16 protein-coding genes and 2 pseudogenes are annotated in these 17,175 nt (G+C 56.9%); 12 read left to right on the top strand and 6 right to left on the bottom strand.

Annotation, left to right across the window (positions count from 1 at the left end):
* Positions 1-40 precede the first annotated feature (40 nt).
* Positions 41-517 carry a MarR family winged helix-turn-helix transcriptional regulator gene (locus tag OH764_RS35480; RefSeq protein WP_498851943.1) on the top strand — a complete coding sequence of 159 codons (477 nt, stop codon included), beginning with the start codon at positions 41-43 and terminating at the stop codon, positions 515-517.
* Positions 518-548: 31 nt separating this feature from the next.
* On the opposite strand, the gene OH764_RS35485 is transcribed toward OH764_RS35480, so the two are convergent.
* Entirely contained in the window at positions 549-1,511 is a 963-nt protein-coding gene (locus OH764_RS35485) for a SphA family protein (RefSeq protein ID WP_498851944.1), read from the bottom strand.
* Between the two features lie 430 nt (positions 1,512-1,941).
* Between OH764_RS35485 and OH764_RS35490 the strand changes: the two genes are divergently transcribed.
* The 5 genes from OH764_RS35490 (at position 1,942) to OH764_RS35510 (ending at position 5,963) form a co-directional block, all read left to right on the top strand.
* Positions 1,942-2,988: a CDP-6-deoxy-delta-3,4-glucoseen reductase gene (locus OH764_RS35490; RefSeq protein ID WP_498851945.1), complete on the top strand. Its 1,047-nt coding sequence runs from the start codon at positions 1,942-1,944 to the stop codon at positions 2,986-2,988.
* 16 nt (positions 2,989-3,004) lie between these two features.
* The gene (locus OH764_RS35495) at positions 3,005-3,466 is read left to right on the top strand and encodes a VOC family protein (protein ID WP_498851946.1); all 462 of its coding nucleotides are present in this window, start codon (positions 3,005-3,007) and stop codon (positions 3,464-3,466) included.
* A 41-nt stretch (positions 3,467-3,507) separates the two neighbouring features.
* Positions 3,508-4,473 carry a fumarylacetoacetate hydrolase family protein gene (locus OH764_RS35500; RefSeq protein ID WP_498851947.1) on the top strand — a complete coding sequence of 322 codons (966 nt, stop codon included), beginning with the start codon at positions 3,508-3,510 and terminating at the stop codon, positions 4,471-4,473.
* A 61-nt stretch (positions 4,474-4,534) separates the two neighbouring features.
* On the top strand, positions 4,535-5,440 hold the full coding sequence (locus OH764_RS35505; protein WP_498851948.1) for a methyl-accepting chemotaxis protein: 906 nt from the start codon (positions 4,535-4,537) through the stop codon (positions 5,438-5,440).
* A gap of 160 nt (positions 5,441-5,600) precedes the next feature.
* Positions 5,601-5,963: a BON domain-containing protein gene (locus tag OH764_RS35510; protein WP_498851949.1), complete on the top strand. Its 363-nt coding sequence runs from the start codon at positions 5,601-5,603 to the stop codon at positions 5,961-5,963.
* A gap of 419 nt (positions 5,964-6,382) precedes the next feature.
* Here the strand turns inward: OH764_RS35510 and OH764_RS35515 are convergent, their stop codons facing one another.
* Positions 6,383-6,769: a hypothetical protein gene (locus OH764_RS35515; protein ID WP_498851950.1), complete on the bottom strand. Its 387-nt coding sequence runs from the start codon at positions 6,767-6,769 to the stop codon at positions 6,383-6,385.
* Between the two features lie 1,178 nt (positions 6,770-7,947).
* On the opposite strand from OH764_RS35515, the gene OH764_RS35520 reads away from it, so the two are divergent.
* Genes OH764_RS35520 through OH764_RS35530 form a run of 3 tightly spaced genes read left to right on the top strand, consistent with a single transcriptional unit; the run spans position 7,948 to position 11,698 of the window.
* Positions 7,948-9,294, top strand: a complete 1,347-nt coding sequence (locus OH764_RS35520) for a hypothetical protein (RefSeq protein WP_498851951.1) — start codon at positions 7,948-7,950, stop codon at positions 9,292-9,294.
* Between the two features lie 3 nt (positions 9,295-9,297).
* The gene (locus OH764_RS35525) at positions 9,298-10,278 is read left to right on the top strand and encodes an ATP-binding protein (RefSeq protein ID WP_498851952.1); all 981 of its coding nucleotides are present in this window, start codon (positions 9,298-9,300) and stop codon (positions 10,276-10,278) included.
* 1 nt (position 10,279) lies between these two features.
* Positions 10,280-11,698, top strand: coding sequence for a hypothetical protein (locus OH764_RS35530; protein ID WP_498851953.1), 1,419 nt, complete (start codon positions 10,280-10,282; stop codon positions 11,696-11,698).
* Between the two features lie 115 nt (positions 11,699-11,813).
* Here the strand turns inward: OH764_RS35530 and OH764_RS35535 are convergent, their stop codons facing one another.
* The 4 genes and pseudogenes from OH764_RS35535 to OH764_RS35550 form a co-directional block, all read right to left on the bottom strand.
* Positions 11,814-12,284 (bottom strand): 3'-5' exonuclease family protein, encoded by a 471-nt coding sequence (locus tag OH764_RS35535; RefSeq protein WP_498851954.1) that lies wholly within the window; start codon positions 12,282-12,284, stop codon positions 11,814-11,816.
* A 316-nt stretch (positions 12,285-12,600) separates the two neighbouring features.
* Positions 12,601-13,200 (bottom strand): annotated as a pseudogene (locus OH764_RS35540) (YncE family protein); the annotation flags it as partial.
* A gap of 191 nt (positions 13,201-13,391) precedes the next feature.
* Positions 13,392-13,796 (bottom strand): nuclear transport factor 2 family protein, encoded by a 405-nt coding sequence (locus OH764_RS35545; RefSeq protein WP_498851955.1) that lies wholly within the window; start codon positions 13,794-13,796, stop codon positions 13,392-13,394.
* Between the two features lie 48 nt (positions 13,797-13,844).
* Entirely contained in the window at positions 13,845-14,618 is a 774-nt protein-coding gene (locus tag OH764_RS35550) for an SDR family NAD(P)-dependent oxidoreductase (protein ID WP_498851956.1), read from the bottom strand.
* Between the two features lie 183 nt (positions 14,619-14,801).
* On the opposite strand from OH764_RS35550, the gene OH764_RS35555 reads away from it, so the two are divergent.
* From OH764_RS35555 to OH764_RS35565, 3 genes and pseudogenes are all read left to right on the top strand, one after another.
* Complete coding sequence (locus OH764_RS35555) at positions 14,802-15,059, top strand: hypothetical protein (protein WP_498851957.1); 258 nt, start codon at positions 14,802-14,804, stop codon at positions 15,057-15,059.
* A gap of 377 nt (positions 15,060-15,436) precedes the next feature.
* On the top strand, positions 15,437-16,195 hold the full coding sequence (locus OH764_RS35560; RefSeq protein WP_498851958.1) for an alpha/beta fold hydrolase: 759 nt from the start codon (positions 15,437-15,439) through the stop codon (positions 16,193-16,195).
* Between the two features lie 137 nt (positions 16,196-16,332).
* A pseudogene (locus OH764_RS35565) lies at positions 16,333-17,117 on the top strand (alpha/beta fold hydrolase).
* The last annotated feature ends 58 nt before the right edge of the window (positions 17,118-17,175 follow it).

Here is a 17,175-nt window from a genome sequence, read left to right on the forward strand (position 1 = left end):
GAACAGTTGTTTTGATAGAATTGGTTGATGACTTGTGAGGATGCGAACTGTGTACAAATTGACCGACTCTGTTCCTTACCTGCTCAACCGCGTGGGCGTTCGGATGGGCGACCTGTTTTCACGCCGCATTGCGTCATACGGCGTGACCTTGCCGATGTACCGGGTGATGGCGTCCCTAAGGGAAATCCCTGATCAACGCCTTAACGATCTGGCGTCGATGACGACTATTGAGATTTCGACGCTGTCGCGCCTGATCGGCACCATGATCAAGCTCAACCTGGTTTCACGTAGCCGGCTTGAAAATAACGGTAGGACGGTCGCTATCGCTCTGACGAAACAGGGCGACAAATTGGTTGGCGAGCTCATGCCGATCGCGCAGCACTTCGAAGAGGTCGCCGTGAATCAGCTGCCGCCTGCGACGCTGAAGATGTTCAAGAAGACATTGAACGACGTCTTCGCACGCCTAGACAGCATTGAAGAGGAGATGGATATTACGGAACTGTCGAGCGACAGCTAAGGTGCGCGGACGGTGCCGCGCACCGTGGTGCTTAACGAAACTTGTAGGCCATTTGCAGCCAAAAGCGGTTTCCGCGCGTGCGGTTTTCCACCAGCATTTCGTGCTGCCACTTTAGGACGAACGCGAGCGACTTGGTCGGTTGGTATTTCACAAACGGGCCGAGCGCCAATACCTGGCCTTTGTTTCCATCTCCAGCCGTGAGACCGTTGACCGTGTCGTCGGTGGTCTGCTTGTAAAAGTAGCCGTTCGCGCCAAACTGAATCTTCGGGGTCGCTTGATACCCGAGGTTGTAATCAATGATCAGTTCGTTGCCGGAATGGTAGTTAGTCTCATGGTTCGGCGAATTGATCAGGTACATGACCTTTGCGCTCACCTCCACGCTCGGGAGCGGGATCAACGTAAAGAAGTACTCGGGTGCTACCGTGTAGTAGTGCCTGCCGACGTTAGCAAGCCGATGGACGTCGTAAGATCCTGTAGGAAAGAAGAATTCGAAGCCCACCATTTGATGAAGCCATGAGCTGTGCCATCCCAACGCGAAAGGGATGACGGCAGCGTCCGATAGGCCAGTGTTGTCCCCATTTTGGTGGACGATGCCTTTTGGTGTTCTGACATCAAAGCTCAAGTGCAGATCAACGAACGGCACTCCCACTCGAGTCATAAGATTCGCACCGAGAAACGTCACCCCGTCCCATACATGGTCATAGCGAAACGCTAGCGCGTTAGCGTGGGCGTTGAAGTTTTTGATGTTCGGCTTGTCATTTCCGTTGCTGTCCAGCGTGTGACTTGCATCATATCGCGCGCCGTACGCATAAATATAGTCTCCTGGAGGCGGCATCACGCCAGCCAAGATCGTGTTGACACCCACCGGGTAGATCGAACCTCCGCCTTCGGTTGCGTACGTGTGGGCTGAGGCAAACAGTGCAATCGCACTGGCCATGGCGGCGAGCGCGTCGAGCTTCCCTGTTCTTTTGGCGCGTCGAATAATGGGTTTCAAGTTGCAGATCTCCAGTTGCATGACCGCGTCGCGGACTTATTAGAATTACTAACGGCTTAAGGCGTGCTTCGCCGTTTCGGGCACACGCTGCCGTCGACTCTATTTGTTGCAAATAAAACACTTGCAACCGCAAATGAATTGCAACACATCTGCACTCGCTGCCGCAAGCGCTAAATGAAACCCACTGTCTAAGAAAAACCCTAACGGAGAGATGCAGCCGCCATTTGGGAGGTTTGCCCGCACGAGAGCCGCTGGACAGTATTCAGCACGCGCTTACCTGTCCAGCTTGGCTAGGTGTTTACGCCGAGCAATTTGACAGCGAATTTCGAATACAATAGTTGCAAATGCAATTCACAGACGATCAGTGTCGTTGGTTCTTCGCAAGGGAGCCGCAGGTAACGCTCGTCGTTCTAGATTTTTGGAGCAAACCATGTCGCACCACATAGTGCTCAAGCCAAGCGGCCACTCGTTCGAGGTGCCGGACGGCGCAACGGTCCTTTCAGCAGGACTGTCCGCAGGAAAATTCCTGCCATATAGCTGTCGTACCGGGGTCTGCAACACATGCAAGGCCAAAGTGTTAGAGGGCTCGGTCGATCATGGGATGGTCTTGAAGACATACCTGAATGATGAGGCGAGGGCGCAGGGATATGCGCTACTGTGCTCTGCGAAGCCGCTTTCGGACCTAGTGGTCGAGGTGACCGAGCTCGAGGGCATGGCTGCAATTCAGCCGAAGATCTACCCGTGCCGGGTTACGAAAATGGAGCGCGCCGCGCCTGATGTGATGGTGCTCACGCTTCGCATGCCCATGAACGAGACGATGACATTCATGGCCGGGCAATACATCGAAATGCTTTTGCCGGACGGTTCACGCCGCAACTATTCGATCGCAACGGCGCCGGACGTCGAGGGATTGCCGCACATCGAATTGCACATCCGGCATGTGCCTGGAGGGCAATTCACGGATCGCGTGTTCTCGTCCTTGAAGGAGCGCGAGGTGCTGCGCTTCGAGGGCCCTTTCGGAACGTTCTTCCTTCGCGAAGATTCTCAAAAGCCGATGCTGATGTTAGCGAGCGGCACCGGTTTCGGGCCCATCAAGTCAATCGTTGAGTATGCCATCCGCCGTGGTATTAAGCGCCCGATCGAAATCTATTGGGGCGGCCGACGCAAGCAGGATATTTACATGATGGAACTCGCGAAGTCGTGGGCGGCCAGCCACGAGAACATTACGTTTCATCCAGTCTTGTCTGCCCCGACTCAGGAGTGCGATTGGACAGGCGAGGTGGGATTCGTGCATCACGTGGTGATGGAGCATCGTTCGGACTTGTCCGACTACCAGGTTTATGCGTGCGGCGCGCCAGCGATGGTCGATGCCGCACGAAGAGAATTCGTCCACGAGCGCGGCCTGCCTGCCTCTGAGTTCTTCGCAGATTCGTTCCTGACCGCTGTGGAAAAGGCCGGCGGCGAAAAAGCTGTCTGATTCAAGGAGATAGATAATGATTCCGGAACCCGCTTCGGTAGCACCGAACAATCAGAAGTCGGTAGTTAAGCCCTACGTTTTGTCTCACGGCACGCTTGAGTGTTACGACCTCAAGAAGTCGCGTCGATTCTATGAAGAGTTCCTTGGCCTGGAATGCGTGCGTCACGCTATGCCCGCGCTCGCAATTCGTTGCGGCCTGCGTTTCCATATCGTTGCGGTGGAAACACCGGAAGTGCATCCCACGAATCTGCTGAACCATTGGGGCCTGGATGTCGCCAGCAAGGAGGCAGTGGACGAGGCTCATGCGGCTGCTCTTGAGTTGAAGGATAAATATGGCATCCGACAAGTAATGGATATCGTGAACCAGCATGGCGTTTATTCGTTCTACCTGGAGGACTTGGACCACAACTGGTGGGAAATCCAATTCTATGAAGGTTTCCAGCACGACGACTATTACGATTTCGGCGACCGCTTCTAAAGACACGCGCTTCCGTTACTGCTCTATTGAAGGCAATCACGATGCAAAATTCTTCCGGCAAACCTTATTCTCTGACGACCTATACAGCCCCAGACGGGAAGGCGATTGCCGGCATCGTCGTCGACGGCCGGATCTACCCTGCCGCAGCGACGGTATCTGCCGCAGTCGGCGAGCCTCGGTATGCCTTCGATATGGTTCTCGGAATCCTTGAGCAATGGGATACGGCGCAGCGGGAACTTGCGGTGGCAGTCGACAAAATCGTCAGCGGTCAGGTTACGACCGGGGTGGCAGTTGAACAAGCACAACTGCTCGCTCCGGTTCTATACCCGTCAGCGGTGTACGGGTCTGGCGCCAATTACTCGGACCACATGGAGGAAATGGCATCTGTCCTCAATGTGCCCATTGAAAATCCAAAAGAGCAAGGGCAAATTCCCTGGCACTTCATTAAGACGCCCCGGAACACCGTGGTCGGGCACCGGGCCATTGTGGATATACCTGCGTACTCGTCCATGGTCGACTGGGAGATTGAGCTCGCTGCTGTTGTAGGCAAGACTGCGCATTGTGTGAGCGTCAAGGACGCGCTGACTTACATTGCCGGCTACACCATTGCGAACGACCTTTCAGCACGTGACCACGTGAAGCGTGCTGACGTTAAGATCGGTTCTCCATTCGCGTATGACTGGGTGTCGCAAAAATGTTTCAACGGATCATGTCCGCTTGGTCCAGCATTAGTACCGGCGCAATTTGTGCCGGACCCATTGAATCTTTCGATGAAGCTGTGGGTGAACGGTTCGCTTAAGCAAGATTCCGGGACGCATCGGATGATTTTCAGCATCGCTGAGCAGGTCGCACATCTCAGTTCGCGCACCACCCTTTTCCCGGGCGATGTCATTCTCACAGGTACGCCCGCGGGGGTCGGCATGGCTCGTCGGGAGTTTCTCAAGAAAGGTGATGTGGTCAGGCTCGAGATCGAGGGCCTGGGGGTACTTGAGAATACGATTCGCTAGTCCTGTATGTTAGGTGAGGCGTGCAGGACCTGATCAACGTAGGGATAACACGGAGTCCCCGATGCAACTGCCAGTGCGTGTATCTATCGTCCTTTCGGCAATCGTAGCGCTCGCCAGCGGTGTGCAGGCGGTGTTTCGAGACCCAGCCTTCACAGCGGCAGTTCACGCAGGCGTCGCCGCGGTGGCTCTGGCCAATGCCTGGATATGTCTTCTGATGAGCCGGTTGACGACGGAAACAGCAATTGCCACAGTACACAAAGATGTCGAGCGGCATGTTGAGAACCAACAGGAGTGTAGTCGCCTCGAGCCCTTGTCCCTGCAATCGAGAGTCGAGCAACCACTGTCGGTGCTTGCACCATTGATCAATGAGGTAGACAAATGTGCTCAGGTCTCGGTCCAGGCAATGGAGCATGCTAGCGTGATCGCTCAGGGGGCTGGGGCGCTGATTGAAAATGGCTCGAATAACACGAGGGAGGCTTCGCACGCCATCGAACGCTTGGCAGAGTTCGCCAGGGCGTCAGCAGCAACTTTCAATGACCTCCATGCGTTGTCGGAGTCAATCGGACCTATCGTTGAGACGATGCAGTCTATCGCTCGTCAGACAAGTCTCCTGTCGGTCAATGCAACGATCGAAGCGGCGCATGCCCGCGAAGCTGGAAGAGGGTTTGCCGTCGTGGCCAGCGAGGTCCGCAAGCTCGCCGACCGGTCCGCGGAGGCGAGTCGCGAAATAGGGGGGATCGCGAACGCGCTCAGTGAATCCGCGTCCAGAGCAGTGCAGGGAATTGAGGATGTCATCGAACACGCTGAGGTCGGCAGGGAGCGTGCCGGTGAGGTGATCGCTTCAATGGGGGAAATTTCCGAGATGGCCAAAGTTCGCGCGGAAGCGATGTCGGCAGTGCGCGAGCGGATCGCCAATCTTTGCCTGCTGACCAGGAGGCTGGCCGAGTACGCTGGCAGTTTGGCGTGATCGCGTCACCTTTGAGCGAAACCACTGGACGTCTGCAACAGAATCAACTCCATGGACATGATGTCTGCCAGGCAAGATGACTGTTGATATTTTCGTGATTCGTATGCGGCATCATTGTTCGTTTGCACAGAGCGCATGACTCGACAAGGGGAGGGTACAAATGAAGAAAATGACCGATAGTTTGGCAATGGTGGCGGCAACTTGCATCACGATCGTAGTATGCGCCGCGTCGCACGCACAACAGCCGACGTCCGCATCCGCTGCTGATGCACCATCCGCAAGTGTCAAGGCCGATCGGAAAGCTGACCGCGCCTTGGCATCATTTGTGAGAACGCAGCTTGGAAGATCCTTGGGCTTGGATGTTTCCGCAATAGCTGTGCGTGCGAAGAGCGGGGTTGTGACACTCAGTGGATCGGTGCTGACCGAAGACGAGAAAAACGAGGCGGAGACGGTCGCCCGAGGCGTACAGGGCGTCTCGTCAGTAAAAAACTATTTGCGGGTGTTGCATCGGAAGGGTGGCTGATGGCGGTATCGACCTGTGTACAAATACTTTCACGTCTATGCACAGGTCGTCCATAGCCTTTTTAGGCATAGTTCACGGGAAGATTATTGATTGTAGCGTGTTCAGTAACGTTGCTAGCAGAAATCGTCAAAGAAGCCTCTGCAAACAAGGCCTTTTGTAATCTTTTTCTCAATTCGATGATCTAGCCGCAGTTGCCATGGAAAGCGCACCAGCCATGAATATCATGTTCAGGTTCGACCAGAAGTGATCTTGTGCAAAGTACGCATTCCAAACCAGCGCTCCCGACAAGATGAGGCTCAAAGCGTTTGTCAAGTAGTACGCCGCCGGGTGATCAACGTGGCGCGCAGCATCCGATTCGCGTGATTGCCACCACGGTTTCGAGGGGGCGTTCTGTATGGTTTTCACTAGGTCTCCCTGGCTTACAGAACGGACCCGGCACGGTTGCCAAAGCGTTGCATATAAGCCGATGGACCGTAGTTATAGACCGCCTCGCTCGCAAGGCGAGCTTGACCGATGGCTGATACGAAAGTCGGATCTTTGTCATCGATGACAATGTACTGCGACCCGTCGACGAGAAGTAGGGGAACGCCAGCTAGCGCGTCGGACTTGTTGTCGTTGGTGCCGGGGCGGCCATTTGTCCAAACTCGAATCGTCTCAAAAGACAAAATACCGCCCAGGTTGATCGGTCGATGGCGCACTTTGAGTCGACGCATATCCAGATGAGCGTCCAGCGACGATCCGAATGCTACCGGCTGACCGTTGTCATGCCGCGGTTTCTCATCCCAGATTTCAAGGTTGATAAACATGTCGGTGTTCTCTGACAAATTGTGAAGAAAGGGTGGCAACGCCCGCTAGCCCCCTACTATTAGCGACGTCGAGCGAGCACACTACTCGGAGTTCGCACACCTCTGAAGGTGACTGGCAGTATGAAGGTGCGTGCTTGACGGGTATAGCGGCCAATCGAACGTAACCTTTAGAGCCGCGGCATCAACTACGAGCGTTATCCGGCGCGCTAGCATTCAGCTCAAGATTTCGTGCATCAGACAGCCGTCGGTTTAAGTAAATTTGTTCCTTCCCTGCCTCTGGCCCGAAGCGGCGAATCGGACGGTCATGAACAATATTCCTTTAAGGTTATTTAAGTAAAAGTGTTCCTCCGGCCGACGGGCTAAGCAATTTTGTAGCTTTACCGACGTCATTGACAAATCGCGAACTTGTATTCTTCGCAAAGGCGTCTATGGTTCATTGCCATGCCCCACACCGCCGGGCGACCGCTTTTTGGGGATGCGCATGGAGTCAGACGGCGTTGACAACAATATGCAGTGTTCCGTCCGGACGATCGGTGGACGCGGTATCGACTCGTCGCAATGGGCTACGCCCGACGAAGGAGCGCTGCAAGGCGACAGGCGTGCTCTATATCTTGCGCGAAAGAATGCCGTGTCGCTTTACCTTGCCGGCGCGTCGCCCGATGACATTCGGCACTCCACATCCCTCTGTGTAAAGCAGGTCTATCGACTGATCCGGGAGCGCTGCCTTGAAACTCATCCTGACGGGCAGCCGTTCGGTTGGCGCGGACTCGTTCCGTGGTTCAGGGTGCGGCCGTATCAAAGACGCAAGAAAGTCAATATTGACCAGTTCGGTGGCGGTGCGGCGGGAGCCATGCAAGCTCTGCTGCTGTCGCTTCCGGACCTGAGAGAAGCGTTCGATCGCCGCATCTGCGCGGGAGGATCCGCGAAACGACTGGTCGAGGTCAGACGCTCGAAAAGGCGACATTGCGCCTGGTTTCTCGATCAATTGCGCTCCCTGGGGTACGAGGCGCGGGGAGAGTGGCCGTTCAACACGTCAAGCCGTGGCTACGTTTCCATCTGCCGCTATATAGACATTGTGTTGGCGACTGATCCGAGAGCGCTCGCAGAGATAGCGGGCGGACCAGAGGCCGCCAAAAAGCTTAAAACTGGAGATGGTAGCCGGCCCCGTCCTGAAATTCATGCAGCGCGTCGAGATGGATGCGCACAAGCTCGACGGCCGCTTCTGCGTATCCCTTCCGCTCCTGGATGGCGGCTTCCAGGAGAAGATCGTTCATCGGCTGTGGGTCATCGTCATCATCGAGGTCGTCTCACGTGCTGTCCTCGGCTACTACTTCAGCGTGAGGCGGGAAGTTTCAAAGGACGACGTACTACGCGCGGTCAAGCGCGCATTAAACGTATGGTGCCTGCGGCCAGTCACCTTCTGTGACGCGCCGTACCTGCCTGGAGCAGGTCTGCTTTCCGTGCTTGGCGACGAGTTCGTGGGATTGTGCTGGGACGAGACAAGCGTGGATGGTGCTCTTGCCGAGACCTGCACCCATGTTCGGGACGCGCTCCGGGATGCAGTGGGGGCCGCGCTGCTTGAACCTGCCACGTCGTTCTCCAGGCGCAGAAGCAAGGACGATCGCCCCTTCATTGAGACTTTCTTCCGCAACATCGCGGGGCGGGGATTCCAGAGAATGTCCAACACAACCGGTTCAAAGCCCCAGGACAGAAAAGGTCGCGAACCAGAAGCGGTCGCACTGGCAAGCTGGTTCCAGTATGAATACGCCGAAGAGTTGCTCGATGTCCTCATCGCAAACTACAACGCCTCTCCACACAAGGGCATCGGCGGAAGGACACCCCTTGCATATGCGCGATTCCTGCATCGGAACTCCAACCAGGAATTTCGCCGGGCTGACCCGACGATAATCGAAGCACTGTTCAGCGTCCGCAAACGCTGCCTGGTAAGGGGTGGAGCAGAAAAGGGGCGCGCGCCGTTCGTTGAGTTCTACTACGGCCGCTATTCGAACGAGGTGCTTCACAGCCGCCAGGATCTTGTTGGGTCACATATCTGGGTTGTCTGCAACAAGGAGGATGACTGCCGCGTTGCACTCGGTTCGACGCTCGATGGCATGTCGCTCGGCGTGCTGAGAGCGGCGCCGCCGTGGAATGTCTCTCCTCACAGTCTGTCTGTTCGCACTGCTATCTGTCAGGCTACCTCTCACGGGCAGTTTTCGATTCCCAGTGGAGGCGACGCAGTCGAGGTATTTCTGCAATATGTAGAAAGTCAGCCGCACAGGAGGTTACCTGTACATCCGGCGTACATTGAGGCGCGCCGGATACTTGCGGTGGCGGCTACGCAGAGAATTGGCCCTTCGTTGCTCAAATCCGCATTGGCGCGGGCGACCGATCCGGACGTCTCGACGACTGAATCCGCCACCCGGAAGCCGGTTGTGGTGAAGGGCAGTTACCAGCGGCCTGGTCCGGGGGTGAAAAGCCCGGCCGCTAAAGCGCTGCCACCGCGCCGGATGGCGCAGTCTGGGTAAGCGATGACATTTTCACTACCGGAGCGTATCGATCCACGGCACTGCGTGGTCACGAAGCAATATGCCGTGTATACCCCGCCCATGCAGGAGATGATCGAGCAGATCGGCGAATGGATCGACCAGCAGCGTCCCGGGGGCTATATCTACGGCGCTTCCCGGTTGGGAAAATCCCGGTGCGTCCAGTGGTACCTCGCGAACGTGCTCGAGGAACGCTTTGAGGCAATCGTCCCTCTCGTTGTCTGGAACCGCCGTCCTGACAGCCAGACGAGCGAAGCTGGCTTCTGGCATCAGTTGCTACTTGCCTCCCGGTTTGAATTTGCGAACCCGCTCAAACCCCCGCGCAAAGCAGAGGCGTTGCACATATGCAAACAGCGGTTTATCGCCATCGCCAACAATGCCCGCCGCAACTACATTGTGCTGCTCATCGATGAGGCGCAGGACCTGACGTTCCGAGAGTGGAAGTGGCTCGTCGGTCTGCAAAACGAACTCGATTACGAGGGCTACCTGCTCAGCGTGTTCTCTGTTGGCTCCCATCAACTGAGCTACCGTCACGAGTATATGGCCGTCACTGGCAACGCCCATGTTGCGGCCCGTTTCATGGCGGCGCACGCGCGTTTCCACGGCCTGTGTTCGTCAGACGAACTTGCCTACGTTCTGAATGGCTACGATGTCGACTCGGAGTGGCCCGGAGGCAGCGGCGTTTCCTATCTTGAGTACTTCGCGCCAGCCGACTTCGCGGCTCGTCGAAGATTGACCGACTGCGTAGAAGATGTGTGGAAGGCACTTGTGGAGCTCACGCCCGACGCCGCCAGGCGACATCTGGAGTTTCCGATGCAGCACATCGCGACGGCCACGGAGTCGGTACTCTTCCAGCTGGCAAGAGGTGAGGACTGGGAGCGCGCGACGGCATACGAGACCTGGTTGCGCGAATTCACGAGAGCAAACTTTTCCGACCACATGCGAATCATCTCGACCGGTCTCTGAGATGCAAGCTTATCCGTCCGTCAACTGGTGGCCCGGCAATATCTTTCCCCATGAGTCCAGGGTTTCTTTTGCCACAAGGTTTCGCGATCTGAACGGTATCAGCGCCCGCAAATGTCTTGAGTTTCTGGGCATGAGTCCGCACGCGGATCTGGCCATGGGCGCCGATGCCATCGAGAGGCTTTCATCGATCTTGCGCGAGTCCGTTCACGAGATCGAATCGCTTTTCCAGCCTTCTATCCGCTTTGTCGGCTGTGACCGGTATGCCCCCCCGCCCAATACCCGCGACCGGCAATTCATCCGTTATTGCGAGGAATGCGCCAGCCGGGGCTACCACAGTCACCTGCATGAACGCGAGTGGCTTTTCAGGTGTCCATTTCATCGATGCGATCTGAAAGACGCTTACATCGCGGCGCACACCGGAAGCATCGCCGCGCGACAGATGGAAGCGCTTGGGCTTGTCATGCGCAAGCACTGCCCGTCGTGGCCTCGCTGCGACGATGCCTCTGGAACCGCCAGCGACGAAGTAGTGGCAGCGCTAAGGGATTGGGTGCTTCGCGCGAGTCAGTCCGCTGCGTGCCTTTCAAACGCAGAGATCTGGCGCACGGCACGACACGGGGAGGCCTTCTGGCTATCGCGCGCTCAGGCATTCGGGCAGTTGCGTGCCCTTGCGCCGATGCCGGAGGCGCTCGAGGCGCTCTTGGCGGACACCGGAGGAACGTGGCGCATGGAAAGCCAACTGTTCCCGGCAGGTGCAAAGACCGAACTCGAACGCCTCGATTCGCTCGGCCTGGGTTTTGCGCGTGTCCTCGAGGTATTCCAGTGCATCGGCCCGTCCGCCCCACATCCGCCGTCGTTTGTTGCGAATCTTCGGGTGGTCAGGGGTTTGCTCAGTGCCCGGCATGGTAGCTGTCACTGTAAATGGGCACTCTTTCGTGGAGGATGGGAGTCACACTGGATCAGGGTGCATGCGGACGAACAGCCGTACTGGTCTACTCCCTGTCCATTTGAAGTTGCGCTCGCGGAACTTGACCGCGGGTGGGGAGGATTTGATCAGGCGGTGAGTAACCGCAGACTAGTGCAGGAGCAGGTGAGGTTCCTCGATCTGGTGCACGAAATGCACGCTGCGGGTCTCGTTCATTACACGGAGGAGGCGCAAGTATCGGACAACGGCTATCTCTACATCGGACAGGACCTCCCGTCCTCCTGCCGGTGGGCTGACGATTCGCCGTTGACCGAGTTGCTCAATACCGCTTCTATCTGGGAGATCGAGGCTGCTTACGGCGCCATTTCAACGTGGCTGGACAATATCGAGGAAGGCACCCCACCGGGGCATCGCGAAGATCCGAGATACTGCGTTCGCGTGGTGCATGCCGATGCGGGTTTGCGTCTCATCCGCTGGGTTGCGGCTCCCTCTGACTGATCACAACTTCGGGCGCGACTGGTGTCAGGAGGGTAGGGAAGGGCGCTGCGCGTTTCCAATGGAATTGAGCCGGCCGCCGCAGACATTGGAGACGCCGCCTGCCTTCGCGGTGGGGTCAGATAAAGGCATGCGCATTCGCCCTCGCATCAACCAGCGCATGGTGCTCACCGTGCTCGGCAAAATACTCAGCAAGGCGCCGCGCATCCAGGCGCATAAAAATGTTTTCAGCCTTCCATCCACGGGGGAGTGGACCGTCGAGCAGATCGCCGAGTAGTGTTAAATCGCCCTCGTAGTCATAGCACAATACGGGCTTCGGCCTGAGAGGTATCCCATGCAGCCAGGTCACCAGTTCCTGCCTGAGAGCACCCAGTGGCATTGAACGCTGTGGGAACTGGCCCAACTTCGGCAGCACAATTTGGCGCACAAAATCACTGCAAAGCGACGTATCAAAGTCGGAGCGCTCGGCGTAGAACTCTCGGCCGTCTTCTCCGACGATCGCGATGCTGATGAGCTGGCAGGCGTCGAATGACGTAAATTCGGTATCGAGGAAGTAGCGCGTCTTCCATGGGCTGCGAGGGACATTCATTGCGGGCATTTCTATTCGTTCTTCCCTGAAGGACAGGTGCGTTCTGCGGCGCCTGTCCGAGCTTCGATCTGACGGGGCCTAGGTTACCACTGGGCCGACAGCAAAAACGTGACGCGGAACGGCGACCGGCAGCATGTTTCGCATGCTGGGCCGGGAAAGAATTCACTTTTGATCCGCCTGGCGCCGTCCTGCGCATACGACGACGGCGGGTAGCGCTGGCATCATAGGCGATTAACGCGCCAATGGGTCCATATTGTCCTCCCACGCGCGATAGCGCGATGGTCATGGGTCTTCGCTGGCGTGCGAGGGCAAAAGATCACCGAGGAGCCATTACACGCAGCACCGGACGTCCGTCGACGTTCTTCAGCGGAAAATACGAATGGTGGGTGGTGGGGGCGATCGCGACCACGTGCGCGTTGGGCCCAAGCCGGCCTTCGCCAATCTTGGTGACGTTCCTGCCTTTCACGCTAAAGATTGAAACAATGCCGGCTTCGCCGGCCACGTAAAGTCGGCCAGGCGCCGGATCGAAGGCCAGCACGTCGGGGTCCTTCCCAATATCGAACGACTGGACAACGCGCTTCTCTTCCAGGTCGAACACAATGAGCTTGTCGTTGCCCTGACAGGCGATGAAGGCAAGCCGGTCCGGCGAATCAATCAACAATCCATGGTTGTGCTCGGCTCCGGGGAGCGCAAAACGGGCCGCGATCCTGTCGCCGGTCGGGTCGATTTCCACGAGTTCGTTGCGCGTCTGGACGTTGACGAAGATGTGATGTGACTGCGCATCGTATTGCGTATTGCCGACCTCGCCCCCACGAGGAACGGTCGTGACACGCTGGTTACTCCGGACATCAACGACGGTCTCGGTGTTGCCGTTCTCGTCTGATGCGTAGAGCTTGTGTACGTCGGGCGCGTAAGCCGTTAACTGGAAACGTGTAAGTATCTAGGCGCGAGCGTGTACAGCCGGTGAGGGAAGCAGGCCGGGCCTAGCCATACAGCTCGGGGCAAGCGTGAGTGATACAAGCGTCATAACGCGGTGGACCGCCCGGGCATTCCGCTGGCTATCACGCTCAACGCGTATTCCTCGTCTGACGCGATATATCGCTGGCGTTACCGTTCGTCCGGGAACGTGTTGCCAAACATCGGATAGCCGCCGGCGGAATCGCCGCGTGTCGCTTCATCCTGCAAAACGTCCCAATGCTCGACGAACCTTCCATCCTCGATTCGCACGATATCCACGCCAATCAGGGCGGTCGAACGTGCCGAATTGGTGTATCGACTGTGCACCCAGACAAAATCGCCTTTGGCGGCAACCATATCGTACTCAAAACGCACATCGGGAAGCGCCCGGACCAAGCCGAAAAGCCCCTCGCGCCCGGCCGGCACAAGCTGGCTGTGCTGGACGTAGGAATCCGCCCAGAACTGCTCCGCCTTCGCATAATCTTTCTTGTTGAACAGTGTGTCCAACGCATCGAGAACCAGTGCTGTGTTCTTCTCTTCAAGTGTTGCAGTCATGATAGACCTCCGGTGATTTCTAACAAGGTGTAGCCTGATACTCGCAGTCTATCGGGCTGTCTTGTATCGCGGTGCAGGGGTATCGGTCGACAGATGCGGGGACATCGTCTGTCGGGCGAATTCATAGGCTTCCCACTCTTCAGTTGCATGCAATGACGGGATGGTCACGAGTTCGCGACGATCAAAGCCCGTCAAGGCTGCGTCGACCATGTCGGAGGCCGACATGACGATACTCTCGGGCAATTGCTCAATCGGGAGGCCGGCGGTCTGCCAGAAGTCAGTGGCAGTTGCACCCGGTAGTACCGCTTGCACCTGTACGCCCTTGTCAGCAAGTTCATGGTGCAGCGACTGGCTGAAGGCAAGGACAAAAGCCTTGCTACCCCCATAGACACCGTTGAGCGTCTCCGGCGAGATCGCGACGATGGATGAGATATTGATGACAGCGCCCCTGCCTCGCGCGACGAAGCCCGGGATGGCGGCATATGTAAGCCGGGTGAGCGCGGTGACGTTAAGTTCGATCATCCGCGTCATCGCATCGACATCGCTGTCGAGCAGCGGCTTATGCGTGCCCACGCCCGCGTTGTTGACCAGCAGCGTGATGCTTGCATCCGTTTTCATCTTTGCTTCTACGCCGGCGCGGGCCCCGCGGTCGTTGAGGTCCGCGTCGACGATTTCGACGCTCCGATGTGTCTCATTCGTGATGCGGTCGGCGAGGCTGATCAACCGCTCGCGGCTCCGAGCAACCAGAATCAGGTCGTAGCCCCGGCGTGCCAGCCGGTCTGCGTAGATTGCGCCGATACCCGACGACGCGCCGGTGATCAAGGCTGCACCTTATGCGTGGGCGCATGATGTCACTCCTTTACGAAGTGGTTAATGAATGTGTGAGTGCATTCTGGGTTCGTTTCTGTGTGGCGTAAATGACGTAAATAGGCATTATTTAGGACATTGATTGGTGGAAAGGGGCACCCACCGGATCGGTTTTCTGCTCAGCGATGGTTTTAGACCATGGCGCTCGCGCCGCAGTTACTGTTCGAGTTCGCGGATATCGTGGCAGGCGAGGCGTTCTACGCGCTAGACAACTTCTCGGTGGCCAACTGCGAGCTGCGCTCGTCACGGGGCTTCCCAGTGGGCACACGGTCGTCACGCGGGCAAGCCGACGTGGGCACATGGATCGTCGCTCGCGTGAACGATCTGCTCAAACCTCCTGTTCCTGAGAACGTTTTTGCATTCCGCGTGAAGTGGGTACTCGCCTCCGGGCTTTGAACGGGACATTCAGATGCAGCCTCAACTCGCCAGCCGCCGGCTCGGATGGCTCTTCACAACCCAACGAGTCCCGCCAGGTGAACGGCCGCTTGAAGAATCAGCGTTTCTGCCGTTTGCGACAACACGTCGAATGCGACTTGTGAATATGGCGCCTCAGCGTATCAACATGACGCGAAAAGAGGGATTTGCGACCGATGACGAAAGCTGGATCTATATAGGATTCTCGGAAATGCTGGCAGGTGGTTATCGGCGGCCCACTGGTACGCGCCGACTTTTCGCTTGCAGCCTTTCTCCGCGCTCAAAACGATCGGGCTTCATGGTTCCCGACGGCCTCCCCAGTGCTTTTGACTCCACCAACACAAAGAAGGAATGGTGTTATGCCTACGCGTCTTTCCCTGATAGCAACTTTATTGATGACCATGCTTGTGGGCGCCACGCACGTCCACGCTGCGCCCGCTGGGGCGATTAAGAATATCGTGCTGGTACATGGCGCTTTCGTTGATGGGTCTGGCTGGAAGCCGGTCACCGACATCCTCCGCAAGGACGGTTATATGGTCAGCATCGTGCAGCCGCCTGAAACCTCTCTCGAAGACGACGTCGCGGCAACCAATCGGATTCTTGATCAACAAGACGGTCCGACCGTACTGGTTGGTCACAGTTACGGTGGAGCGATCATCACCGAGGCTGGCAATCATCCGCGCGTGGAGCGTCTCGTCTATGTTGCCGCGTTACAACCGGACACCGGAGAAAGCGCTGGGGAGTTACTCGCAAGCAAACCGGCCGCCTCGAACGACATCGCGCCGACGAAGGACGGATTCCTGTTCCTCCTGCCGGCCAAGTTCCATGATGACTTCGCAGCGGACTTGCCGCGGACCGAAACCGACATCATGGCAGTCTCGCAGGTACCACCTTCTGTAAATGCCATTTCTGCAACAATCAAATCTCCCGCATGGAAGAACAAACCGAGCTTTGCCATTGTCGCAACCGAAGATCACGCGATCAATCCCGATCTGGAACGATCGATGTACAGCCGCTCGCATTCCACGACAACCGAGATCAACGCGAGTCATGCCGTCTACATATCTCAGCCACGCGCTGTAGCGAAGGTGATTGAAGAGGCTGCTAAGTCTCAATGAGCGAGTGACGGCCGCGGTAGCCAGTTTGCAGGGCTGCCGCAGTGTCAGCCATCGGGACGTTACAGAGATCTCTTCGCGGCGCCGACCGCAAAGTTTTGAACCGCCTCACTCGCTATTATCCCCACGGAGTACATCCGATAAGCACGATCACGACTAAAGACGGTACGCAAATCTATTACAAAGAATGCGGGGAAGGCCGTCGAGGTGTCTACTCCCACGGCTGGCAACTCAACCGAGACGCTCGGCATGCGCAGATGCTGTTTCTGCAGCAGCTCGGCTGCCGGGTGATTTTGCATGACCGCCGGGGTCATGGTCCTCGGGGCAGCCATGGAAAGGCAATGACATGAATATGTATGTCGACGATCTGGCTGCGCTCCTCGATATCTGTGATCTGCGCGAGGCCGCGCGCTAGTCGATCACTCAACTGGCAGGGCGAGGTTACATACTATTTTGGCCGCCATGAAACGAAGCGCGTGGCAAGAACCGTTCTGATCGGTGCAGTGTCCCCGATCATGCTGAAAACCGTTGAAATGCAGACATCTAGCCGAAAATCGCTCACAATTCTACAACGACCTTGCAATTCCGTTTTATGGCTTCAATCGGCTAGATGCCAAATTGTGCGCAAGGCACGATTGATACGTTCTGGGCGCAAGCAATGACAGTCTGAGGTTGACGGACAGTATTCTTGCATCCGTGAGCTCCCGGAAGTTGAGTACACGGAAGACTTGACGAAGATCGATGTTCCAACGCTGATCCTGCAAGGCGACGATGGCCGGATCGTGCCAATCGACGATACCGGGCGCTTGTCCGAGAAGATCGTGAGGAATGCAACACTAAAAGCTTATCGTGACGCCTCGCACTGCATGTGTTTGGTAAAGCAAACCAGGTCAACGCGGATCTACTCTCGTTCCTTCGGTCATAATTAGCCGACCGCCTGACCGGAAAGCATAGTCCTTCATGCCGGGTACGAATCGGAAAGA

This window comes from Burkholderia sp. M6-3 (assembly GCF_050858985.1).
GTDB classification, from domain to species: domain Bacteria; phylum Pseudomonadota; class Gammaproteobacteria; order Burkholderiales; family Burkholderiaceae; genus Paraburkholderia; species Paraburkholderia caledonica.

What these genes read in the sequence shown, in the direction of transcription:
- OH764_RS35480 (WP_498851943.1), top strand. Translation starts at nt 41, where the DNA reads ATGCGAACTGTGTACAAATTGACCGACTCTGTTCCTTACCTGCTCAAC.
- OH764_RS35490 (WP_498851945.1), top strand. Translation starts at nt 1,942, where the DNA reads ATGTCGCACCACATAGTGCTCAAGCCAAGCGGCCACTCGTTCGAGGTG.
- OH764_RS35495 (WP_498851946.1), top strand. Translation starts at nt 3,005, where the DNA reads ATGATTCCGGAACCCGCTTCGGTAGCACCGAACAATCAGAAGTCGGTA.
- OH764_RS35500 (WP_498851947.1), top strand. Translation starts at nt 3,508, where the DNA reads ATGCAAAATTCTTCCGGCAAACCTTATTCTCTGACGACCTATACAGCC.
- OH764_RS35505 (WP_498851948.1), top strand. Translation starts at nt 4,535, where the DNA reads ATGCAACTGCCAGTGCGTGTATCTATCGTCCTTTCGGCAATCGTAGCG.
- OH764_RS35510 (WP_498851949.1), top strand. Translation starts at nt 5,601, where the DNA reads ATGAAGAAAATGACCGATAGTTTGGCAATGGTGGCGGCAACTTGCATC.
- OH764_RS35515 (WP_498851950.1), bottom strand. Translation starts at nt 6,769, where the DNA reads ATGTTTATCAACCTTGAAATCTGGGATGAGAAACCGCGGCATGACAAC.
- OH764_RS35520 (WP_498851951.1), top strand. Translation starts at nt 7,948, where the DNA reads ATGCAGCGCGTCGAGATGGATGCGCACAAGCTCGACGGCCGCTTCTGC.
- OH764_RS35525 (WP_498851952.1), top strand. Translation starts at nt 9,298, where the DNA reads ATGACATTTTCACTACCGGAGCGTATCGATCCACGGCACTGCGTGGTC.
- OH764_RS35530 (WP_498851953.1), top strand. Translation starts at nt 10,280, where the DNA reads ATGCAAGCTTATCCGTCCGTCAACTGGTGGCCCGGCAATATCTTTCCC.
- OH764_RS35535 (WP_498851954.1), bottom strand. Translation starts at nt 12,284, where the DNA reads ATGAATGTCCCTCGCAGCCCATGGAAGACGCGCTACTTCCTCGATACC.
- OH764_RS35545 (WP_498851955.1), bottom strand. Translation starts at nt 13,796, where the DNA reads ATGACTGCAACACTTGAAGAGAAGAACACAGCACTGGTTCTCGATGCG.
- OH764_RS35555 (WP_498851957.1), top strand. Translation starts at nt 14,802, where the DNA reads ATGGCGCTCGCGCCGCAGTTACTGTTCGAGTTCGCGGATATCGTGGCA.
- OH764_RS35560 (WP_498851958.1), top strand. Translation starts at nt 15,437, where the DNA reads ATGCCTACGCGTCTTTCCCTGATAGCAACTTTATTGATGACCATGCTT.